At 30.9% G+C, this 20348-nt stretch carries 22 protein-coding genes; all 22 read right to left on the bottom strand.

Annotation, left to right across the window (positions count from 1 at the left end; genetic code table 11):
- Positions 1–7 precede the first annotated feature (7 nt).
- Positions 8–1114 (bottom strand): pilus assembly PilX N-terminal domain-containing protein, encoded by a 1107-nt coding sequence (locus CLOTH_RS06805; protein ID WP_079412404.1) that lies wholly within the window; start codon positions 1112–1114, stop codon positions 8–10.
- Positions 1115–1118: 4 nt separating this feature from the next.
- Positions 1119–1841: a type IV pilus modification PilV family protein gene (locus tag CLOTH_RS06800; RefSeq protein ID WP_079412402.1), complete on the bottom strand. Its 723-nt coding sequence runs from the start codon at positions 1839–1841 to the stop codon at positions 1119–1121.
- A gap of 3 nt (positions 1842–1844) precedes the next feature.
- Positions 1845–2693: a shikimate dehydrogenase gene (aroE, locus tag CLOTH_RS06795; RefSeq protein WP_331722047.1), complete on the bottom strand. Its 849-nt coding sequence runs from the start codon at positions 2691–2693 to the stop codon at positions 1845–1847.
- A gap of 21 nt (positions 2694–2714) precedes the next feature.
- Entirely contained in the window at positions 2715–3893 is a 1179-nt protein-coding gene (locus CLOTH_RS06790; protein WP_079412513.1) for an NAD(P)-dependent malic enzyme, read from the bottom strand.
- A gap of 6 nt (positions 3894–3899) precedes the next feature.
- Positions 3900–4457: a Fe-S-containing hydro-lyase gene (locus tag CLOTH_RS06785; RefSeq protein WP_079412398.1), complete on the bottom strand. Its 558-nt coding sequence runs from the start codon at positions 4455–4457 to the stop codon at positions 3900–3902.
- A 16-nt stretch (positions 4458–4473) separates the two neighbouring features.
- Positions 4474–5316, bottom strand: a complete 843-nt coding sequence (locus CLOTH_RS06780) for a fumarate hydratase (protein ID WP_079412396.1) — start codon at positions 5314–5316, stop codon at positions 4474–4476.
- Positions 5317–5437: 121 nt separating this feature from the next.
- A complete protein-coding gene (locus CLOTH_RS06775) occupies positions 5438–5881 on the bottom strand; it encodes a GatB/YqeY domain-containing protein (RefSeq protein WP_079412394.1) in 444 nt (147 codons plus the stop codon).
- A gap of 14 nt (positions 5882–5895) precedes the next feature.
- Entirely contained in the window at positions 5896–6072 is a 177-nt protein-coding gene (gene rpsU / locus CLOTH_RS06770) for a 30S ribosomal protein S21 (protein WP_079412392.1), read from the bottom strand.
- Between the two features lie 131 nt (positions 6073–6203).
- Positions 6204–6542, bottom strand: a complete 339-nt coding sequence (locus CLOTH_RS06765) for a histidine triad nucleotide-binding protein (RefSeq protein ID WP_079412390.1) — start codon at positions 6540–6542, stop codon at positions 6204–6206.
- 38 nt (positions 6543–6580) lie between these two features.
- Complete coding sequence (gene mtaB, locus CLOTH_RS06760; protein WP_079412511.1) at positions 6581–7873, bottom strand: tRNA (N(6)-L-threonylcarbamoyladenosine(37)-C(2))-methylthiotransferase MtaB; 1293 nt, start codon at positions 7871–7873, stop codon at positions 6581–6583.
- 1 nt (position 7874) lies between these two features.
- On the bottom strand, positions 7875–8627 hold the full coding sequence (locus tag CLOTH_RS06755; protein ID WP_079412388.1) for a 16S rRNA (uracil(1498)-N(3))-methyltransferase: 753 nt from the start codon (positions 8625–8627) through the stop codon (positions 7875–7877).
- Position 8628: 1 nt separating this feature from the next.
- Positions 8629–9570: a 50S ribosomal protein L11 methyltransferase gene (gene prmA, locus CLOTH_RS06750; RefSeq protein ID WP_079412386.1), complete on the bottom strand. Its 942-nt coding sequence runs from the start codon at positions 9568–9570 to the stop codon at positions 8629–8631.
- 174 nt (positions 9571–9744) lie between these two features.
- Positions 9745–10818: a M24 family metallopeptidase gene (locus CLOTH_RS06745; protein ID WP_079412384.1), complete on the bottom strand. Its 1074-nt coding sequence runs from the start codon at positions 10816–10818 to the stop codon at positions 9745–9747.
- Positions 10819–10933: 115 nt separating this feature from the next.
- Positions 10934–11092 (bottom strand): hypothetical protein, encoded by a 159-nt coding sequence (locus tag CLOTH_RS10610; protein WP_158080481.1) that lies wholly within the window; start codon positions 11090–11092, stop codon positions 10934–10936.
- 204 nt (positions 11093–11296) lie between these two features.
- Entirely contained in the window at positions 11297–12445 is a 1149-nt protein-coding gene (gene dnaJ, locus CLOTH_RS06740; protein WP_079412382.1) for a molecular chaperone DnaJ, read from the bottom strand.
- A 56-nt stretch (positions 12446–12501) separates the two neighbouring features.
- Positions 12502–14331, bottom strand: coding sequence for a molecular chaperone DnaK (dnaK, locus tag CLOTH_RS06735; RefSeq protein WP_079412380.1), 1830 nt, complete (start codon positions 14329–14331; stop codon positions 12502–12504).
- 29 nt (positions 14332–14360) lie between these two features.
- The gene (gene grpE / locus CLOTH_RS06730) at positions 14361–14891 is read right to left on the bottom strand and encodes a nucleotide exchange factor GrpE (protein WP_079412378.1); all 531 of its coding nucleotides are present in this window, start codon (positions 14889–14891) and stop codon (positions 14361–14363) included.
- Between the two features lie 9 nt (positions 14892–14900).
- Complete coding sequence (gene hrcA / locus CLOTH_RS06725; protein WP_079412376.1) at positions 14901–15935, bottom strand: heat-inducible transcriptional repressor HrcA; 1035 nt, start codon at positions 15933–15935, stop codon at positions 14901–14903.
- Positions 15936–16028: 93 nt separating this feature from the next.
- Positions 16029–17165: a radical SAM family heme chaperone HemW gene (gene hemW, locus CLOTH_RS06720; RefSeq protein WP_079412374.1), complete on the bottom strand. Its 1137-nt coding sequence runs from the start codon at positions 17163–17165 to the stop codon at positions 16029–16031.
- 41 nt (positions 17166–17206) lie between these two features.
- Positions 17207–19009 (bottom strand): translation elongation factor 4, encoded by a 1803-nt coding sequence (gene lepA / locus CLOTH_RS06715; RefSeq protein WP_079412371.1) that lies wholly within the window; start codon positions 19007–19009, stop codon positions 17207–17209.
- A gap of 87 nt (positions 19010–19096) precedes the next feature.
- Entirely contained in the window at positions 19097–19306 is a 210-nt protein-coding gene (locus tag CLOTH_RS06710) for a hypothetical protein (protein ID WP_079412369.1), read from the bottom strand.
- 4 nt (positions 19307–19310) lie between these two features.
- Complete coding sequence (gene spoIIP, locus CLOTH_RS06705) at positions 19311–20336, bottom strand: stage II sporulation protein P (RefSeq protein ID WP_079412366.1); 1026 nt, start codon at positions 20334–20336, stop codon at positions 19311–19313.
- Between the last annotated feature and the right edge of the window lie 12 nt (positions 20337–20348).

The following is a 20348-nucleotide window of genomic DNA, read 5'->3' as shown; positions in this document are numbered from 1 at the left end:
CCATACTCTATTTCCTCCTTATCCAGTTTTTATACTCTATAAAATCTGGGATATTCTTATCTCCCATAATGTTAGATATGTCTATTTTTTCTAGAAATACGAATTTATCTTCATTCCCATTTTTAAAGTAGCTAAATAGATTATGTTTTTTTATTATATCTAATGTCTTGTAAGGGTCATAGGTAAACTCTAAGCTTGTAGATATATCTATATCTTTTTCAGATGCAATCAATCCGCTAAATTTAGATGTATTTACATTTACCTTCCCGCTTGTTATTATTATTCCATTTTTGAAATTTTCTTCTATTGTTATATTTTCTGTTCCTATATATATAATTTCATCTTTTTCTTTAATACTTATAGCTTTATCTAATTCTACATAATGTTTTATATCGTAATTTATTTTCTCGGAAATACTTTCAGATATGATGTCTTGAATTGAGTTTATGTTTGAGTTAGTCATTATGCCCTTATCCCAGATTGGATTTTTGTTTATTCTTTCTACATCTAAAGCATAGTTTATGTATTTATCTTCTACAGTAGGTACTTTTATATAAACGTCGCTAGTTATCTCTTTTTCTATATTGTTTTCTTTGTAATTTGATACTATTTTAAACTTTATCTTGTTATTTTCTTGAATTACTGAGCCATTTTCTACGTTTATTCTTATACCATTTTCGTTTATACTACTTAAACTATTTATAAATTCTACTCTTTTATTACCCAAGAAATATCTTCTATATTCTTTGTTAAATTCATCTGTCAATAGCTTTTCTATTTTATCTATGTCTAAAGAGTAGTAGGTGCTATTTTCAGTATGTCTTACATTTACATATTCATCACTTTTAGTTAGTTCATATTGAAGATTATTGATTATAAAGTTATCCATACCTTCTTTTGCATACTCAATTGCTTTTTCAACTTCTTTTATTACTTGTCCATACACTAAATCTAGTCCACCTTCTGCTAAATAAAAGGATTGTTTAGACTGTGAATTCATTTTTTTTGAAATATAATTCAAGGTAGAAATGTTCAAGAGTGTAATCCCTAAAATCATAACTACCGAGAATATCATAAGTGTAGATATTAATGCAGATCCCCTATTATTTTTCATACAATCACCTTACTCTTGTGTATCCTTGAGCGTTAAATAGTTCTTCATCGTTTTTAGTTATAGTAACTTTCATTGTAGCTACGTTATATAATTTTTCGTTGTCTATGTTTATTATGTTTGATTTTAATGAGTAGTTGTATCCTGTAATATCTATTTTTTGAGAAATATCATAATTACATATAAAATATATATCTATCTTTTCGTTAGAATTATTTTGTATGTCTATGTGTATATTATTGTTTTTTATTTGCCATATAAATATATTTTTGTTATCCACTATTCTTCCTGCAGTATTGAATGGCTTTATTATATAATTTAGGCTGTTATCTATTTTTATTTCTACATTCTCTTTTTCGTATTTTATATCATTTATATATGCATAATCATTTATTATTATATGTAAATCCGATTTTATAGTATTTGGGTCAAATCTATTCACTTTGAAAGATTCGTGAAGCCCTATTTGTGTATTTACCACATAATCGCCCTCATAAAATTTTGCATCGCTATAGTCCTGTATCAGTTTTTCTGTATCGTAATTTCTCATATTCTCTATGTAATTTCCTGCAATGCTACTTGCAGCAAAATGTTCTTTCCCTTTTAGTGAGTACATAAAAGAGCTTATATACATAGTAAGCAACATAGAAAAGCTAAGACTGACTATAGCTACAGTTACTATAACCTCAATTAAGCTTATTCCATTATTATTTATTAGATACTTCTTCAAGTACTAGACACCTACTTTTTGTAAGATTTCTTTTGTGTCATATTCGTCACATTTTACCCCTGTCCATATATTGAAAGATTCTAATGCTTGATTAATCAACATGTAAATTCCGCCTATGCTCTTTAGACCCCTTTTTTTAGCCCACTGTATAAATTGCGTTTCTCTTGGGTTGTATACGATATCACAAACTAATACATCTCTTTTAGGGGATATATTAGTATCTATAGGACATTGATCAATATTTGGTGTCATTCCTATTGGAGTAGTATTTATTATTATATCTATATCATTTAACTCTTCTTCAGTAATTTTCATATTGCTATATTTTACTTTTATGTCAAAGTTTTGCTTAAGTATTTGACATAGGTTTTTGGCATTATCTAATGTCCTATTTTTTATATGTATAAAACTGCATCCAGATAAGGCCATTTGAACAGCTATTCCTTTTGACCCCCCTCCACTTCCTAATATCATTATATTTTTTCCTTTTATATTGTATCCTTCATCTAATATGGATTTTGCAAATCCAATTCCATCCGTATTATATCCTATGAGCTTTCCGTTTTCATTTTTTATTGTGTTAACTGCACCTATTAGTTTTGCACTAGGTGATATTTCATCTAGATATTTGATAACTTCTGTTTTGTGAGGTATTGTAACATTTGCACCTTTTATACCAAGAGATCTTATTCCATCTATGGCTGACTTTAATTTATTGCTTTCTACATCAAAGCAAATATATGCGTAATTTAGATTGTATTTTTTAAATAAATGATTATGTATATTAGGAGAAAAGCTATGTTTTACTGGGTGTCCTATAAGGCATATTAAGTTTGTGTTAGAGTTTATCATAATTTTCCTCCTTATTTTTAATTATATTCTAGCAGCATTTGAAGTTACTGCAGCTTTTTTCACTGCATTTGCAACATTTGTAGCCACATTTTTATCAAGAGGGTTTGGAAGTATGTTATCTATAGATAATTCATTTTCACTTATACTGTTTGCTATTGCGTATGCTGCAGCTATTTTCATTTCATTGTTTATTTCTTTCGCTCTTATATCTAATGCACCTCTAAATATTCCAGGGAAAGCTAGTACATTGTTTACTTGATTTGGAAAATCCGATCTTCCTGTTCCTATAATAAATGCTCCTGCTTCTTTAGCATCATCTGGCATAATTTCTGGAATAGGATTTGCCATTGCAAATATAATAGGATTGTCAGCCATATCTTTTATCATATCTTTAGTAAGTACATTAGGAGCTGAAACCCCTATAAAAACATCTTTTCCCTTTATTACATCTTTTAAACTTCCAGATTGTTTATTTTTGTTAGTAATTTTGCTTATCTTTTCTTGTGCCCAGTTAAGTCCTTCACACCCTTCATATATTGCTCCATTTTTGTCACATAAAGTTATATTTTTAACTCCTATATCTATAAGTAACTTTGTTATAGCAATACCTGCAGATCCTGCACCATTTACAACTACATCTATTTCATCTATTTCCTTTTTGCAAAGTTTTAGTGAATTTATTATTCCTGCAGCTACAACTATTGCTGTACCATGTTGATCATCATGAAATACTGGTATATTTAGTACATCTTTTAACTTTTCTTCTATCTCAAAGCATCTTGGAGCACTTATATCTTCTAAGTTCACCCCTCCAAATACTGGTTCTAATAGCTTTACAGTTCTTACTATTTCATCTACATCATTAGTATTAAGGCAAATAGGAAAAGCATCTACATCTGCAAAACTCTTAAATAGTATAGCCTTTCCTTCCATTACTGGAATAGATGCACTAGCTCCTATATCACCAAGTCCTAATACAGCACTTCCATCACTAACTACTGCAACTAAGTTTGATTTTGATGTGTATTCATATGCTAAACTCTCATCTTTATGTATCTCTCTGCAAGGCTCTGCTACCCCTGGAGTATATGCTATAGATAAATCATCTTTGTTCTCTAGTTTTATTTTACTCTCAACAGATATTTTTCCTTTGTTTTCTTTATGTAATCTTAATGCTAATTCATTATAGTTTTTCAAAATGTCCACCTACTTTTTTTCATATTTTTGTCTTTCAGTTTGGTATAAGTTGTTTCCTTTTGAATCTATAACAACAATTGCTGGGAAATTCTCTACCTTAAGCTCTCTTATAGCTTCTGACCCTAAGTCATCATACGCTACAACTTTAGATTCTTTAATTGAACTTGATATAAAAGCTCCTGCTCCACCTATTGCTGCAAAGTAAACAGCCTTCGTTTTTTTCATTTCATCAATTACATTTTCTGACCTGTTACCCTTTCCTATCATACCTTTTAATCCTAAGTTAAGAAGTGGTACAGTTAAATCATCCATTCTATAACTTGTTGTAGGCCCTGCTGATCCTATAACTTTACCAGGTCTATTTGGGGTTGGACCTACATAGTATATTACACTATCTTTTAGCTCAAATGGAAGATTCTCTTTTTTATTTATGGCTTCTACTAGTCTTTTGTGAGCGGCATCTCTAGCTGTATATATAGTTCCTGTAATATGTACAATATCTCCACTTTTTAATTTTTCCACTTTATCTTGTGTTAAAGGAGTGGTTATAACTTTTATATCTTTCATAACTTTTGTATTCTCCTTATATTATTTTTTCTTCATGTCTTGAAGCATGACAGTTTATATTAACAACCACAGGTAAAGATGCAATGTGTGTTGGATATATTTCTATATTAACCCCTAGAGCTGTTGTTTTTCCTCCTAGTCCTTGCGGGCCTATTCCTAGATTATTTATCTTTTCTAACAATCTAATTTCCATATCTTTTATATGATCATACCTACTATGCTGTCCTATTGGTCTTAGAAGTGATTTTTTTGCTATGTAAGCTGCTTTTTCAATTGTTCCTCCAATCCCTACACCAACTATTATAGGTGGACAAGGATTTCCTCCTGCAACTGAAACAGTTTCAACTACAAAGTCTTCTATACCCTTTATACCATCAGATGGTTTTAGCATTTTGATTCTGCTCATATTTTCGCTTCCAAAACCTTTTGGTGCTACAGTTATTTTAACTTTATCACCAGGTACAATATTATAATGTATAACAGCCGGAGTATTATCTTTTGTATTTTCCCTTGTTATAGGGTCTTTCACTACTGATTTTCTTAAATAGCCTTCCTCATACCCCTGTCTTACTCCTTCATTTATGGCATCTTCTATGTTTCCACCTACAAAATGTACTTCTTGCCCAACCTCTAAAAACACAACTACCATTCCTGTATCCTGACATATAGGCATCTTATTTTCCCTTGCAATTGTAGCATTTCTTATTAGAATATCTAATATTTCTTTTCCAATAGGAGAAACCTCTTCTTCTTCACCTTTTTTTAGTGAACTTATTACATCATCTCCTAAATATATATTAGATGAGATGCACATTTCTTTTACTGCTTGGGTTACTTGGCTAACATGTATTTTTCTCAATTTTTTCACCATCTTTTCATATAGTGTATTGTATACATATTTATTTTATAGAAAATTGTGCATATTTTCAACATTTTTGGACATAATGAAAAGGCTAAAGCAAATGCTTTAGCCTTTTGATCTATTGTAAATTTTTCTTTACTAGTTCGTTTACAATTTTTCCATCAGCTCTACCTTTAACTTTAGGCATTAAAGCTGACATTACTTTCCCCATATCCTTAATTGAAGAAGCTCCTATCTCCTTTATAGTATCTACTACTATAGCTTCAATCTCTTCTTCACTTAATTGAGCTGGTAAGTATTCCATAAGTACTTGTATCTCTGCTTCAGTTTCAGATATTAAATCCTCTCTACCTGCTTTATTGAATTCTTCGAGTGAGTCTTTCCTTTGCTTTAACTGTTTAGAAATTATATCCATAACTCCCTCATCATCAAGCTCAACTCTATTATCAACTTCATATTGCTTTATTCCGGCTCTTAATAAAGTGATAACAGACTTTCTCACATCGTCTTTATTCTTCATAGCAGATTTCAAGTCATCCATTAACTTTGCTTTCAGCGACATACTTTCACCTCTTACTATTTTCTCTTGTTTTTTCTTGCCGCTTCAGATTTCTTTTTACGCTTCACGCTTGGTTTATCGTAGTGTTCTCTTTTTCTAACCTCTGATAATACCCCAGACATAGCACATTGACGCTTAAATCTCTTAAGAGCACTATCTAAAGTTTCATTTTCTTTTAATCTTACTTCTGCCATTCCTTTTCCCTCCCTCCGGTACCAGCAATTCTGCTACGACTATAGCAAGGTCATAAACTAGGTTGTTTGCAGGGTTAATACCATACTCAGATATTATAAACTAATATCAATGTTTTATCAAGTTTTTTTTATTACAGCGATCTTAGCTTTTTTCCACCAAGTATATGATAGTGTATATGTTTTACTTCTTGACATCCATCTTCACCGCAATTGTTTATTATTCTAAATCCCGTTTGTGCAACGCCCATTTCTCTTGCAACTTTGTTTATAACAACATGCACGTGAGCTACTATATCCATTTCACTATCATCTATATCAATTATTGAATCGTAGTGTTTTTTTGGTATTACTAGTATATGAACCGGAGCTTGTGGATTTATATCTTTAAAAGCAAGTACTTTATCATCTTCATATACTTTGCTAGATGGAAGCTCTCCATTAACTATTTTGCAGAATATGCAGTTTTCCACTTTACTCACCCCCTTTAACAAGTCTAGTAATTCTACAATTAAACTAAAATTCCTTCTACGAACTCATTCTTTATTTCTTTTATTACTACATTTAGTATTTTTCCTTCTATATTTTCATCAGACTTTACTAACACCCTTATATAATTAGGAGTTAATCCTTCATAATATCCACTTTCATTTTTTTGCTCAAACAAAACTTCAAGCTTCTCATCTCTAAAATTAGATGCAAATTCCTTAAAATTCTGACTTGATAAATTTATTAACTTTTCACTTCTTATTTGCTTATCAGATGGACTAACTTGATTTTTCATCTGTGCAGCTTTTGTTCCTTTCCTAGGAGAATACTTAAATATATGCATCTGACAAAGTTTTATTTCTTTTAAGAATTCATAAGTAGTTTCAAACTCTTCTTCAGTTTCTCCTGGAAATCCTACTATTACATCGGTAGTTATAGCAACATCTTTTATTTTCTTTCTAAGCTTATTTACTATTTCTTTATACTCTGATGTAGTGTACTTTCTATTCATTCTCTTTAGTGTTTCATCGCATCCACTTTGAAGAGATAAATGGAAATGTGGACATATTTTATCCATAGAAGTCAATTCATTTATAAAATCATCAGTAAATAATAGTGGCTCAACAGAGCTCATTCTTATTCTTTTTATTCCGTCTATTTCATGAATTGCTTTAAGAACATCTACTAAGCTTACATTTCCTAAATCTTTTCCATATGATGCTACATGAATTCCTGTTAAAACTACTTCTTTAAATCCATTATTTGCAAGTTCTTTTACTTCTTTGACTATATTATCTAATAGTCTACTTCTAACAGGTCCTCTAGCGTATGGAATTATGCAATAAGAACAAAATCTATCGCACCCTTCTTGTATTTTAAGAAATGCTCTAGTTTTTCCCCTTACCTCACTTATTTCCATTTCCTCGAATTGCTTAACCTTCATTATATCGTCAACCGTACTTACTTTTTCTTTTGCACTTATATCCTGTATTATATCTACTATCTTTTTTCTATCGTTAGTTCCCATTACTACATTAACACCTTCAATTTCTAATACTTCTTCAGGTGCTGTTTGAGAGTAACATCCAACTACAGCTATTATAGAATCCGGATTTATTTTCTTAACTTTTCTTATATATTGTCTTGATTTTCTATCACTCATATTAGTAACTGTACATGTATTTATAACATATACATCAGCATAATTCTCAGAGCTCACTACTTCATAATCAGCTTTTTTGAATAGTTCACCCATAGCTTCAGTTTCGTACTGATTTACCTTACAGCCTAATGTATAAAATGCTACTTTCTTCAATTTATTCATCACCTCCTAAGTCAGCAAGCTCGTACATTACAATAGATGCTAGCACAATAGAAGCAGTTTCGGTTCTTAGTATTCTAGGGCCTAAGCCTACACATTTAACTCCGCTTTCTTTTAATTTATCTATTTCTTCTTCCTCAAATCCACCTTCTGGACCTACAAATATACCTATTGAATTTATATTTTGAGCTTTTAAAGCATCTTTAAGTTTTAACTTGTCTTCTTTTTCATAAGCCACTATATTAATGTCATTATTTTTCATATCAATCAAAGCATCTTTAAAAGTAAGAGGGCCTTTGATTTTAGGTATTAATCCTCTCTTACTTTGTTTAGCTCCTTCGTATATTATTCTTTCCCATCTTTCAAGCTTTTTGTCTTCTTTTTTATCATCTATTTTAGCAACACTTCTTTTAGTTACCACTGGAATAATCTCACTTACTCCTACTTCTGTAAGTTTTTGAATAATCAAATCTAGCTTTTGCCCTTTTGGAAGTCCCTGATATACCTTAACCTTTAGCTTTGATTCTCTATTTATATCCACTTTTTCTACTATCTTTAGAAATACATTTTTCTTGTCTATATCAGTTATCTCACAAATATACTCATTATTGTTTTTATCACATATCTCTAAATTGTCTCCTACACTACACCTTAAAACCTTAGATATGTGCTTTACATCTTCACCTTCTATAATGCACGTTTTATTATCTATGTTTATATTATTTATATCTACAAAAAATCTATCCATATTACTCACCTTTTCTAGATACTATAGCAGCCCACTCACCCATCGTTTTTACATCTAAAACTTCAAATCCGTTTTTCTCTAAAGCTGCCTTAACATCTTCAATCTTACTAAGTATTATTCCCGATGATATAAATATTCCCTTATCAACTAAGAAGTTTGCTATTTCATCTGATAAAATTATTATTATATCAGCTATTATATTAGCAACTATAACATCTGCTTTTTCCGTTATAACATCCATTAAGTTTCCGTGCCTTACATCTACTATATTTTCTACTTCGTTAACTTTTACATTTTCTTTCGATACTTTAACAGCAACAGGATCAAGGTCAACTCCTATAACTTTAGATGCTCCTAATTTAGCAGCAGCTATAGAAAGTATTCCACTTCCACAACCTATATCAAATACTACTTTACTTTCATCTACTTGATTTTCAAGTTCTTCTATACACATTCTAGTAGTTTCATGAGTTCCAGTACCAAATGCCATTCCTGGATCAAGTTCTATAACCATTTCATCGTCTTTATTTATGTATTCTTCCCATGTAGGCTTTATAACTATCTTGTTTGAAACTTTAGTTGGCTTGTAGTATTGTTTCCATGCGTTAGCCCAATCTTCTTCATCAACTTGCGTTATTTCAACACTTCCCTCTCCTATATCTAAACCATAAGAAGGAAGTAATTTTATTTTTTCTCTTATCATTTCAACTTCTGCAATAACATTTTTCTCCTCTGATAAATATGCCTTTATTATAGAGCCTTCATATCCTGTATTAAACACTTCTTCTTCTATGTAGTCCCAATCTGTATCTTTTTTTTCCTGAAATAAAAAATCCTTAGGATCTTCTATTACAACTCCACCTACTCCACTTTCATATAGTATGTTAGTAATCGCTTCCGTAGCCTCAGTTGTTGTTCTTACAGTGATTTCAATCCACTTCATAAGATACCTCCTCATATAATCTCGTTTGATTGTATTAATTATTATATCCTATCTTATTAAATTTTACCATTTAAAAAGTATTATTTTTAGACAAATAGCAACATTTTTTTCATAATTTTATATATGCAAAAACAAGCCTACTTTTAAAAGTAAACTTGTTTAAGTTATTAATAATTATAAGGTTTTAAGATTTTTATCGTATTTGTTTAGAATTTCGCATCCGTCTTCAGTTACTACAACTAAATCCTCAATTCTTACCCCGAATTTTCCAGGTATATATATTCCAGGCTCTATAGAAAACACCATGCCTACTTGAAGATACATATCATTTATTCCACTAACATCTGGATATTCGTGACAAACTATACCTATATTGTGGCCCGTTCTATGAGTAAAATATTTTCCATATCCACCTTTCTCTATTATATTTCTAGCTATTTTATCTATCTCAGAAAACTTAACCCCTGGTTTTATAGTTTTTATAGCTTCAGTATTGGCGGTTAATACTAAATTGTATATTTTTTTATATTCATCACAAGGATTACCATAAAAGAAGCTTCTAGTCATATCAGAACAGTAACCCTTATATTTTCCACCCATATCTATTATAATACCTTTATCACGTTCTAATTTTGTGTTGTCAGGTTTATGATGTGGTTCTGCTCCGTTAGCACCGTAACATATTATAGGACTAAAAGAAGTGCTTTCACATCCATTTTTTTCAAATATATCTGGTATTAATTTAGATATGTCTTTTTCTGTATTATTTTCATTTATAAGTTTTATTACATGTGACATTGCTATATCATTTATCCCCGATGCTTTTCTAAGAAGATTTATTTCTTCTTCATCTTTTATCATTCTAACTTCGTCAACAACCCTTGAACCGTTTACAAATTTAGCATTAGGCTTTTCATTCATAAGTTTTATAAGAAAATGTGCTGGCCATTCTTTGTCTATTCCTACTATTTCGTTTTCTTTTATAAATAAAGATAATTGTTTTATAGGATCATCAATATCTTTATGTAAGATTATATCGACATTCATACCTTCCTCAACCGGAAATAATTCGTTCATAAATAATTTAGTTTCTCCAGAAGTATTTATATAAAGAGCTAAAAGCCTTTTTCCCGGTTCTATCCACTTGCCTAGTAAGTAAAATATAGAATCACTAGATGTTATTATCATGCTTTCTACGTTATGGTTTCTCATGTTGCTTATAATTTTATTCATTCTATCTTTCCTCATTTTTGTTCCCCCTTAATTTTATACCTATCTATATATTATATAATATATAAAGGGGTAAATAATACAAAATTATTACAAAATGGGGTAGGGTTCTTGTAGACAAGCCTACCCTCAACTAATTTGTTTTTCTATATTCATATCCACTCTCAACTTCTTTGTAATTTTCTTGTTCATATCTTGTTTTTGCTAAAGTAAAATATGACCGTTCTAGTGTAAATACCAGTATAGCAACTACTAAAAATACTCTCCAAAACCTACTATTAAGTGTTAACATATTTTAAATCTCCCCCCTTTTTTGTAACAATCAATATTCTGTTGTTATTTTTTTCAATTGAATATCAATTAAGGCTTCTCAGTGATATTCTTCTAAAAAATTGAAACTATATTAAAAGAGGATGGTGTTATTCCTAACATCATCCTCTTTTAATATACATAATTTTTCACTTCTAAATCTGATATTCATTTATAAACCAAGTTCTTATTTGCCACCTAATATATCTTTCATTTTATCAAAGAAGTTTTTTCTTTGTTCATGAACTTCTTCTCCACTTTCTTTAGCAAATTCTCTTAATATATCTTTTTGTTTCTCAGAAAGCTTTCTTGGAATTTCTACTATTACTTTTACGTATTGGTCCCCTCTGCCGCTGCTTCTTAAATGTGGTATTCCTTTTTCTCTTAGTCTAAACACAGTTCCACTTTGAGTTCCTTCAGGTATTTTGTATTTTACTCTTCCATCAAGCGTTGGAACTTCTATTTCGTCTCCTAGTGTAGCCTGAACAAATGTTATAGGAACCTCGCAGTATACATCATATTCATCACGTTTAAATAATTTATGCTGCATAACACTTATCACAACATATAAATCTCCTCTTGGACCACCCTTGCTTCCTATTTCACCTTCTCCTGAAAGTTTTATTATAGATCCTTCATCTACACCTGCAGGTATCTTTATGCTTATTTTCTTAGTATTTTTTATCTTTCCACTTCCATGACAAGTATTACAAGGGGATTCTACTATAGTTCCTTCACCCGAGCAAACATGACATGTTCTTGAATTCATTATAGTTCCAAATGGAGTTCTCTGAGCTTGTCTAATTTCTCCAGTTCCATTACATGTATGGCAAGTTTTCTTAGATGTTCCTTTTTTAGCTCCGGTTCCATTACATTCACTACATTCTTCATTTCTACTTACTTTTATTTCTTTTTCTGTACCAAATGCAGCTTCTTCAAAGGATATATTTATATTATATTTAATATCTGCTCCTTTTTGAGGCCCAGTCCTTCTTGCTCTTGAGCTGAAAGACCCCCCAAATATATCAGAAAATACATCTCCAAATATATCTTCAAATCCTCCAAATCCTGCTCCACCAAAATCTGAGAATCCTCCAAACCCTGCTCCAGCATTTGCTCCTGCATGACCAAACTGATCATAGTTTGCTCTTTTTTGAGAATCAGAAAGTACTTCGTATGCCTCATTTATTTCTTTGAATTTTTCTTCTGCCTCTTTATCACCAGGGTTTTTATCAGGGTGATATTTCATAGCTAGTTTTCTATATGCTTTTTTTATTTCTCTTTCATCTGCACCTTTACTTATACCAAGAACTTCATAATAGTCCCTTTTACTCATACTCTCACCACCTTCTCACAATAATAGCTTGTGGCAAATGCCACAAGCTAATTAACTTATTTGTCTTCGTCTACTACCTCATAATCAGCATCAACTACATTGTCATCAGCTTTTTGATCTGAAGTTTCTTGAGTTTGAGCTGCTTGTGCTGCCTTATACATTTCTTCAGATATTTTGTGGAATCTATTCATAACAGCTTCTGTAGCATCTTTTATTTCTTGAGCAGTAGCTCCTTCTTTATCTTTAACTGATTTTAATTCATTCAGAGCATCTTCTACTTCTTTCTTGTCAGAAGCATTAACCTTATCTCCTAATTCATTTAAAGTTTTTTCTGTTTGATATATAGTAGACTCAGCAGTATTTAAGGCTTCTACTCTTTCTTTTTTCTCTTTATCTGCTTTTTCGTTCATTTCAGCTTCTTTTATCTTTCTTTGTATTTCTTCTTCAGAAAGATTAGTGTTTGATGTTATAGTTATTTTTTGCTCTTTTCCTGTTCCAAGGTCCTTTGCAGAAACATTAACTATACCATTAGCATCTATATCAAAAGTAACTTCTATTTGTGGTATTCCTCTAGGAGCTGGTGCTATTCCTGTTAATTGGAATCTTCCAAGTGTAGTGTTGTCAGATGCCATAGATCTTTCACCTTGAAGAACATGAATATCAACAGCTGTTTGATTATCAGCAGCAGTAGAGAATACCTGAGATTTTTTAGTTGGTATTGTAGTGTTTCTTTCTATTAACTTAGTAAATACTCCTCCTAATGTTTCGATTCCTAAAGATAATGGAGTAACATCAAGTAATAGAATGTCTTTAACTTCTCCAGTTAAAACTCCTGCCTGAATAGCAGCACCGATAGCAACGCACTCATCTGGGTTAATTCCTTTGTGAGGCTCTTTTCCTATAAATTTCTTAATAGCTTCTTGTACAGCTGGTATACGAGTTGATCCACCAACAAGTAAAACTTTATCTATATCAGATGTGCTAAGACCTGAATCAGCTATAGCTCTTTTCGTAGGCTCCATAGTCATTTCAACTAATTTAGCTGTAATTTCATCAAATTTAGCTCTTGAAAGATCCATATTTAAGTGTTTTGGTCCTGTTGCTGTAGCAGTTATAAATGGTAAATTTATGTTTGTAGTAGTAACACTTGAAAGTTCTTTCTTAGCTTTCTCTGCAGCTTCTTTTAATCTTTGAAGGCTCATCTTGTCTTCTCTTAAATCTACACCTTCTTGTTTTTTGAATTCTTCAGCTATATAGTTTATTACAGCTTCATCAAAATCGTCTCCACCTAAGTTGTTATTTCCACTTGTAGCTAAAACTTCAAATGTTCCATCCCCTATTTCAAGTATAGATACGTCGAATGTACCTCCACCTAAGTCAAACACTAATATTTTTTGCTCTACATCTGCTTTATCAAGTCCATATGCAAGTGCAGCTGCTGTAGGCTCGTTTATTATTCTTTCTACTTCAAGACCAGCTATTCTTCCTGCATCTTTAGTTGCTTGTCTTTGTGCATCTGTAAAGTATGCTGGAACTGTAATTACTGCTTTAGTAACTTTCTGTCCTAAATAACTTTCAGCGTCAGTTTTAAGCTTTTGCAGTATCATTGCTGAAATATCTTGAGGAGTGTATTTTTTATCATCTATATTAACAGTGTAATCTGTACCCATGTGTCTTTTTATAGATATTATAGTTTTGTCAGGGTTAGTAACTGCCTGTCTTTTAGCTGGCTCTCCTACTATTCTTTCTCCTTCTTTTCCAAAAGCCACTATAGAAGGAGTAGTTCTTAAACCTTCTGCGTTTGCTATAACTACTGGCTCTCCACCTTCTAATACCGCAACACAAGAGTTAGTTGTACCTAAGTCAATACCAATTACTTTGCTCATTTATATTTCCTCCTTTAACTCATTTAATATTATTTTGATACTTTAACCATTGATGGTCTTATTACTTTATTAGACAATCTATATCCTTTTTGATAAACCTCTACAACTTCATCTGCTTCTTTTCCGTCCATTTCTTCTTGCATTACTGCATAATGAACGTTTGGATCAAACTTTTCGTTCTGAGCTGATATTTCTTCAAGCCCAAACTTGTTTAAAGTATCTACTAGTTGCTTTAGTACAAGTTCAACCCCCTGATATATACTGCTTGACTTTTCTTCTTCATTGCAAGAGTCTAATGCTCTTTCCATATTGTCTATAACTGTAAGAAGTTCTGTCATTATTTTTTCATTTGCAAATGTGCTAATTTCACTTTTTTCTTTTTCTACTCTTCTTTTATAATTAACAAAATCTGCTTGCAATCTTTGTAGAGTTTCTTTAAGATCGCTAATTTCTGCTTCTAATTTATTATTTTCATCAACTTCTTGATTAACCTCTTCTTGCTCGTTAACTTCTTCATTGATTTCTTCTTTTATTTCTTCATTCTCTATCAACTCTTTCACCCCTTAGTTTCATTTAGATTTATTAAATATATCATTTAGCATTTTACCTACATAATCTATACTTGTATAAACCTTAGAATAATCCATTCTTGTAGGTCCAATTATACCTAATTTACCTATAGTAGTTCCATTCATAGAGTATGTTGCAGTTATTATACTGCAATCTTTTGCAATCTCACACGAGCTTTGTGTCCCTATAATTATATTTACATTGTCTTTTTGAATGCCTTTAGCATTCAATATATCTACTATAGTTTCCTTTTGCTCAAGCATATTAAGAAATGCCCTTGCTTTTATTACATCATTAAACTCTGGGAAATTGAGTATGTTTGTAGCCCCACTTAGCAGAATTTCAAAGTCATCAACTTCTACAACACTTGAGAATAATCCTTTGAACACACTATCTAGCATGTTGCTATAGCTTATCATTTCTGACTTTATATACCCAACAAATTTGTCATCTATTTCATCTATGACTTTTCCTACAAGTTTATCATTTAAAACCTTTGATATAACTTCAAGCTTATCTTTGCTTATTTCAACATTCATATTTATATTTGTATTCTTTACCGTTCCATTGTCGAGTACTACAATTAGTAAAACACTATTTATATCCATTTGTACTAGTTGTAAATGTTTTATTTTGCTTTGCTTACCCTGAGGTGTTATAGCTACAGCAGTATAGTTTGTAAGTGTTGAAAGAAGCTTTAATGTTTCTTCAATTAAATTCTTCATTTGCCCAACATTATTTACTATACACTTTCTTACTATGTCTTGTTCAAATTGATTTAAATTGCTGTGAGTCATAAGACTATCTACATACAATTTATATCCTTTTTCCGAAGGTATTCTTCCTGCGGATGTGTGAGGCTGAACTAAATATCCCATTTCCTCTAGATCTGCCATTTCATTTCTTATAGTTGCAGCACTAACACCTAGATCGTATTTCTTTGATATAGTTCTAGACCCTACTGCCTCAGCAGTTGTTATATAATCTTTTATTATAGCTTCTAATATCTTAAGTCTTCTATCGCTTAAGCTCATGTAGATCACCTCTTCTGCTGTTAGCACTCATTATGATTGAGTGCTAAAAGGCTTATGCTATAAAAATATCACTATTAATTCTATTTGTCAAGATTAGTCTTGCAAAAATTCTATAAATACTTTGTTACTAAAATCTATACCTTTATTAGTTAGATGCACTCTATTATTATTACACTTTAAATATCCGTCATTCACCAATTTATTTATAGTTTCTTTATATAAGTTTTTAATATCTATATTAAATTCTTCATTTATTTCATATACATCTATACCTTCATTCATTCTAAGTCCCATAAATATTTTTTCTTCAAGTCTATCTTTAAATGTAAGTTCATTTCTATCATCTATTGGTAAATTCTTATTATTTAATATTTCTAAGTAAGTATCTATAGTGCTGTAATTTGAGAACCTTATTTTGTTTATATAAGAATGTGCAGATGGTCCTAATCCTAAATATTCTTTACACTTCCAATATATAATATTGTGTCTACATTCATATCCTTTCTTTGAGAAATTAGATATCTCATATTGATTGTATCCATTTTTGCTCAGGTATTCTCTTGCATAGTAGTACATTTGCCTATCTAGATTTTGATCTATATCTACTATTTCTCCACTTTTGTACATATCATAAAACTTTGTTCCTTCTTCTATTATCAGCGAGTATGTAGATATATGTGTAGGATTTAAATCAACTACTTTTTGTAAGGTTTCTTTCCATTCTTTCATTGTTTGATTTGGAAGTGAAAACATTAAATCTACATTTATATTTCTAAATCCTACTTCTAATGCACTTTTGAAACTTTCTTCGAATTCTTTAAATGTGTGAATTCTTCCTAAAGTATTTAGATGTTTAGTTTGATATGCTTGTACTCCTATACTTAGTCTATTCACCCCTAGTTCGTATAATTCTTTTAATTTTTCTTTCTCTAGCGTTCCAGGATTTGATTCTATTGTTATTTCTGCATCTTTATTTATCTTAAAGTGCTTATTTATATTGTCTAATATATACTTTAATTCCTTAGTATCTAAAATAGTTGGCGTTCCTCCACCTATAAATACGGTTAAAAATTCTCTATCTTTATACATATCAGAGTACATCTTCATTTCTTTTATAAGTCCATCGATGAATTTATTCTTACTTTCATTATCAAGTTTGTAAGAACTAAAATCACAGTAATTACATTTTTTTATGCAAAATGGTATATGTATATACAATCCGATTTCCATAGTTTTCCTCCAAAAAACAATGGTTAGGATAGCCCTAACCATTATTGATCTATTTTTAGCACTGACATGAATGCTTTTTGTGGAACCTCTACACTTCCTATTTGTCTCATACGTTTTTTACCTTCTTTTTGTTTTTCAAGAAGTTTTCTCTTACGTGAAATATCTCCACCATAACATTTAGCTAATACGTCTTTTCTTAAAGCACTTATAGTTTCTCTAGATATTACTTTGCTTCCAACAGCAGATTGTATAGGAATCGGGAATTGGTGTCTTGGTATTTCTTCTTTTAATTTCTCACACATTGCCTTTCCTCTCATATATGCTCTTGATTCATGTACTATAAATGAAAGTGCATCAACTTGTTCTTTATTTATTAGTATATCAAGTTTAACAAGTTTTGATGGCTTGTACTCTTTGAATTCATAATCTAAAGATCCATATCCTTTGGTTCTAGATTTTAATGCATCGAAAAAGTCGTATACTACTTCATTAAGTGGAAGTTCATAGTGGAGCATTACTCTCTTTGGATCTATATATTCCATATTCACCATTTCTCCACGTCTTTCTTGAGCAAGTTCCATAACAGCTCCTACATAATCTTTTGGAACTATAATGTCGGCTTTAACTATAGGTTCTTCTATCATTTTTATTTCAGTTGGTGCAGGAAGATTTGTTGGATTTTGGATCATTACTACTTCTCCGCTATTTTTAGTTACTCTGTATATAACAGAAGGAGCAGTTGTAATTATATTTAAGTCAAATTCTCTTTCAAGTCTTTCTTGAATTATTTCCATATGAAGTAATCCTAAAAATCCACATCTAAATCCAAATCCTAAAGCAGCAGATGTTTCAGGTTCGTATTCTAAAGATGCATCATTTACTTTTAACTTATCTAAGGCATCTCTTATATTTTCGTATTTCTCCCCTTCTGCTGGATAAATTCCGCAATAAACCATAGGAGTTGCTTTTTTGTATCCTGGTAGAGGATTTTCTGTAGGGTTTTGTGCATCTGTTATAGTATCTCCAACTTGACAGCTTCTTATGTCTTTTATACTTGCTGCAACATATCCAACTTCTCCAGCTCTTAATTCTTCAACTGGCCTTTGTCCTGGAGCCATTACTCCAACTTCAGTAACTTCGAATACTTTTCCTGTATTCATCATCTTGATTTTCATTCCCTTTGTTATGCTTCCATTAAATACTCTTATATAAGCTACAACTCCTTTGTAACTATCGTAATAAGAATCAAATATTAATGCTTTCAAAGGGGCATCTTCATCTCCACTTGGAGCTGGTATGTTGTTTACTATAGCTTCTAAAACATCTCTTATATTTAGTCCTTCTTTTGCCGATATTAAAGGTGCATTTTGAGCATCAAGACCTATTATATCCTCTATTTCTTCTTTTATTTCATCTGGTCTAGCACTTGGAAGATCTATTTTGTTTATTACTGGTACTATTTCAAGATCTTGGTCTAATGCTAAATATACATTAGCAAGGGTTTGTGCTTCGACACCTTGTGCAGCATCTACTACGAGTATAGCTCCTTCACACGCAGCAAGACTTCTAGATACTTCGTAGTTAAAATCTACATGTCCTGGAGTATCTATTAGATTTAGGAAATATTCTTCTCCGTCATTTGCCTTGTAAACAAGTCTTACATTCTGAAGCTTTATTGTAATACCTCTTTCTCTTTCAAGGTCCATATTATCTAGAAGCTGTTCTTTCATTTCTCTTTCGCTTACAAGTCCAGTTTCTTGTATTAATCTATCTGCTAAAGTAGATTTTCCGTGATCTATATGGGCTATAATACTAAAATTACGAATTTTGCTTTGTCTACTCATAAAACATATTTTCCTCCTTAGAAAAATTACTATATTAACTATCTTATTTTATAATGTAATAGCCTATATTTCAATACAAAACAAGGTTTATCTTAATTGATAAGATAAACCTTTTGTAAAATCATATATTTTCATAAATAATGGTCGGTCATAAATTCCTAAAAAGTTTCCTGTTCTATAGTCTATAATAGTTATACCAACTACTAGTACTAAAAATATAAATATGCTAACTACAAAACCTATTTTCTTAAATTTTTTATCTTTTTTTCTTTGTAATGTTCTTTCTAATCTTCCCATACTATCACCTATTCGTACTTTTTATAACTTCATCTATAATCTCAGCTAAATACTCCGTTGTCCTTAAAGCTTCATCTATTGTATTTAGGAATGTCCCAACTTCTAATAAAGCGTAGTTATTTGAAAGATATTGATTGTATTTTGCAGTATTATTTACCCTTACAGGTCTTGCAATACCAGGATACTTTTGATTTGCCACCATAGTTATATAGTTTGCAAAGTTCTCAACTTGTTTTCTATTAGGAGTGTTACCTCCTACAACAATCATAAATTTAGCAACATCTTCTCCATTTATTTTCACTGTATTTTGTTTTTTAAACGCTTGTCTATTGCTTTCATCAACTCCACTAATTGCATCTCTATGTACATCAAATACTACTTTTATAGTGTCGTTTTCTTTTAGAATTTGTGATGCTGGTTTTATAGACCTTGCGTATGACCCATTAAACGAAGGATAGTCGTGGTATTCTTTGCTGTGTATAACTGTATATCCTCTTTCTTCTAAAAGTTTTTTAAGTTTGGATCCTACAGCCATTACGTTGTATTTTTCATTTAGAGAATGATATCTTCCTACTCTCTTAGGATCATCATCACTTGTTTCGTAACTTTCCGTTCCATGAGTATGGTAAATAAGTATTTGAGGCTTTCCTTTTACAATATCTATTTTTGGAGGAACAACCGCATTTATAGTTTGAGCTGGTTGTTGTGTATTTTTACTGTCATCAGATACCACAGCTTCTATGTCATGACTTAAAGTTTCAACATTTTCTTCATCTACAACCTCTATGCTGACAAATCCATTATCATTTGTTTGAGTAATTTCAGTATCATTATTTCTTCTAAAAAGTGCTAATGCACTTCTCATAAGACCCTTATTTTCTCCTTCTAGTCCCAATTCAGGATAAGTTTTTCTAATAAGAAATTTGAGAAAATCTTCTTGATTTGATCCTATCGCAAAACTTGTAAAAGAAAATATAGATACAAACAACATACCTAAAACTAGAATAACTGCTATGTTATTTTTTTTCATTAGTATACCTCC

The sequence above is a fragment of the Alkalithermobacter paradoxus genome (assembly GCA_002029295.1).
Taxonomy (GTDB): Bacteria; Bacillota; Clostridia; order Peptostreptococcales; family Peptostreptococcaceae; genus Alkalithermobacter; species Alkalithermobacter paradoxus.
Note: the sequence above shows the minus strand (reverse complement) of the source record. Positions and strands in the feature narration are given on the sequence as shown.

Excerpts from the sequence above, each read along its gene's own strand:
- CLOTH_RS06805 (WP_079412404.1), bottom strand. The coding sequence starts at position 1,114 with ATGAAAAATAATAGGGGATCTGCATTAATATCTACACTTATGATATTC.
- aroE (WP_331722047.1), bottom strand. The coding sequence starts at position 2,693 with ATGATAAACTCTAACACAAACTTAATATGCCTTATAGGACACCCAGTA.
- CLOTH_RS06785 (WP_079412398.1), bottom strand. The coding sequence starts at position 4,457 with ATGAAAGATATAAAAGTTATAACCACTCCTTTAACACAAGATAAAGTG.
- CLOTH_RS06775 (WP_079412394.1), bottom strand. The coding sequence starts at position 5,881 with ATGTCGCTGAAAGCAAAGTTAATGGATGACTTGAAATCTGCTATGAAG.
- rpsU (WP_079412392.1), bottom strand. The coding sequence starts at position 6,072 with ATGGCAGAAGTAAGATTAAAAGAAAATGAAACTTTAGATAGTGCTCTT.
- CLOTH_RS06755 (WP_079412388.1), bottom strand. The coding sequence starts at position 8,627 with ATGGATAGATTTTTTGTAGATATAAATAATATAAACATAGATAATAAA.
- prmA (WP_079412386.1), bottom strand. The coding sequence starts at position 9,570 with ATGAAGTGGATTGAAATCACTGTAAGAACAACAACTGAGGCTACGGAA.
- CLOTH_RS06745 (WP_079412384.1), bottom strand. The coding sequence starts at position 10,818 with ATGAGGAAAGATAGAATGAATAAAATTATAAGCAACATGAGAAACCAT.
- CLOTH_RS10610 (WP_158080481.1), bottom strand. The coding sequence starts at position 11,092 with ATGTTAACACTTAATAGTAGGTTTTGGAGAGTATTTTTAGTAGTTGCT.
- dnaJ (WP_079412382.1), bottom strand. The coding sequence starts at position 12,445 with ATGAGTAAAAGGGACTATTATGAAGTTCTTGGTATAAGTAAAGGTGCA.
- dnaK (WP_079412380.1), bottom strand. The coding sequence starts at position 14,331 with ATGAGCAAAGTAATTGGTATTGACTTAGGTACAACTAACTCTTGTGTT.
- hrcA (WP_079412376.1), bottom strand. The coding sequence starts at position 15,935 with ATGAGCTTAAGCGATAGAAGACTTAAGATATTAGAAGCTATAATAAAA.
- hemW (WP_079412374.1), bottom strand. The coding sequence starts at position 17,165 with ATGGAAATCGGATTGTATATACATATACCATTTTGCATAAAAAAATGT.
- lepA (WP_079412371.1), bottom strand. The coding sequence starts at position 19,009 with ATGAGTAGACAAAGCAAAATTCGTAATTTTAGTATTATAGCCCATATA.
- CLOTH_RS06710 (WP_079412369.1), bottom strand. The coding sequence starts at position 19,306 with ATGGGAAGATTAGAAAGAACATTACAAAGAAAAAAAGATAAAAAATTT.
- spoIIP (WP_079412366.1), bottom strand. The coding sequence starts at position 20,336 with ATGAAAAAAAATAACATAGCAGTTATTCTAGTTTTAGGTATGTTGTTT.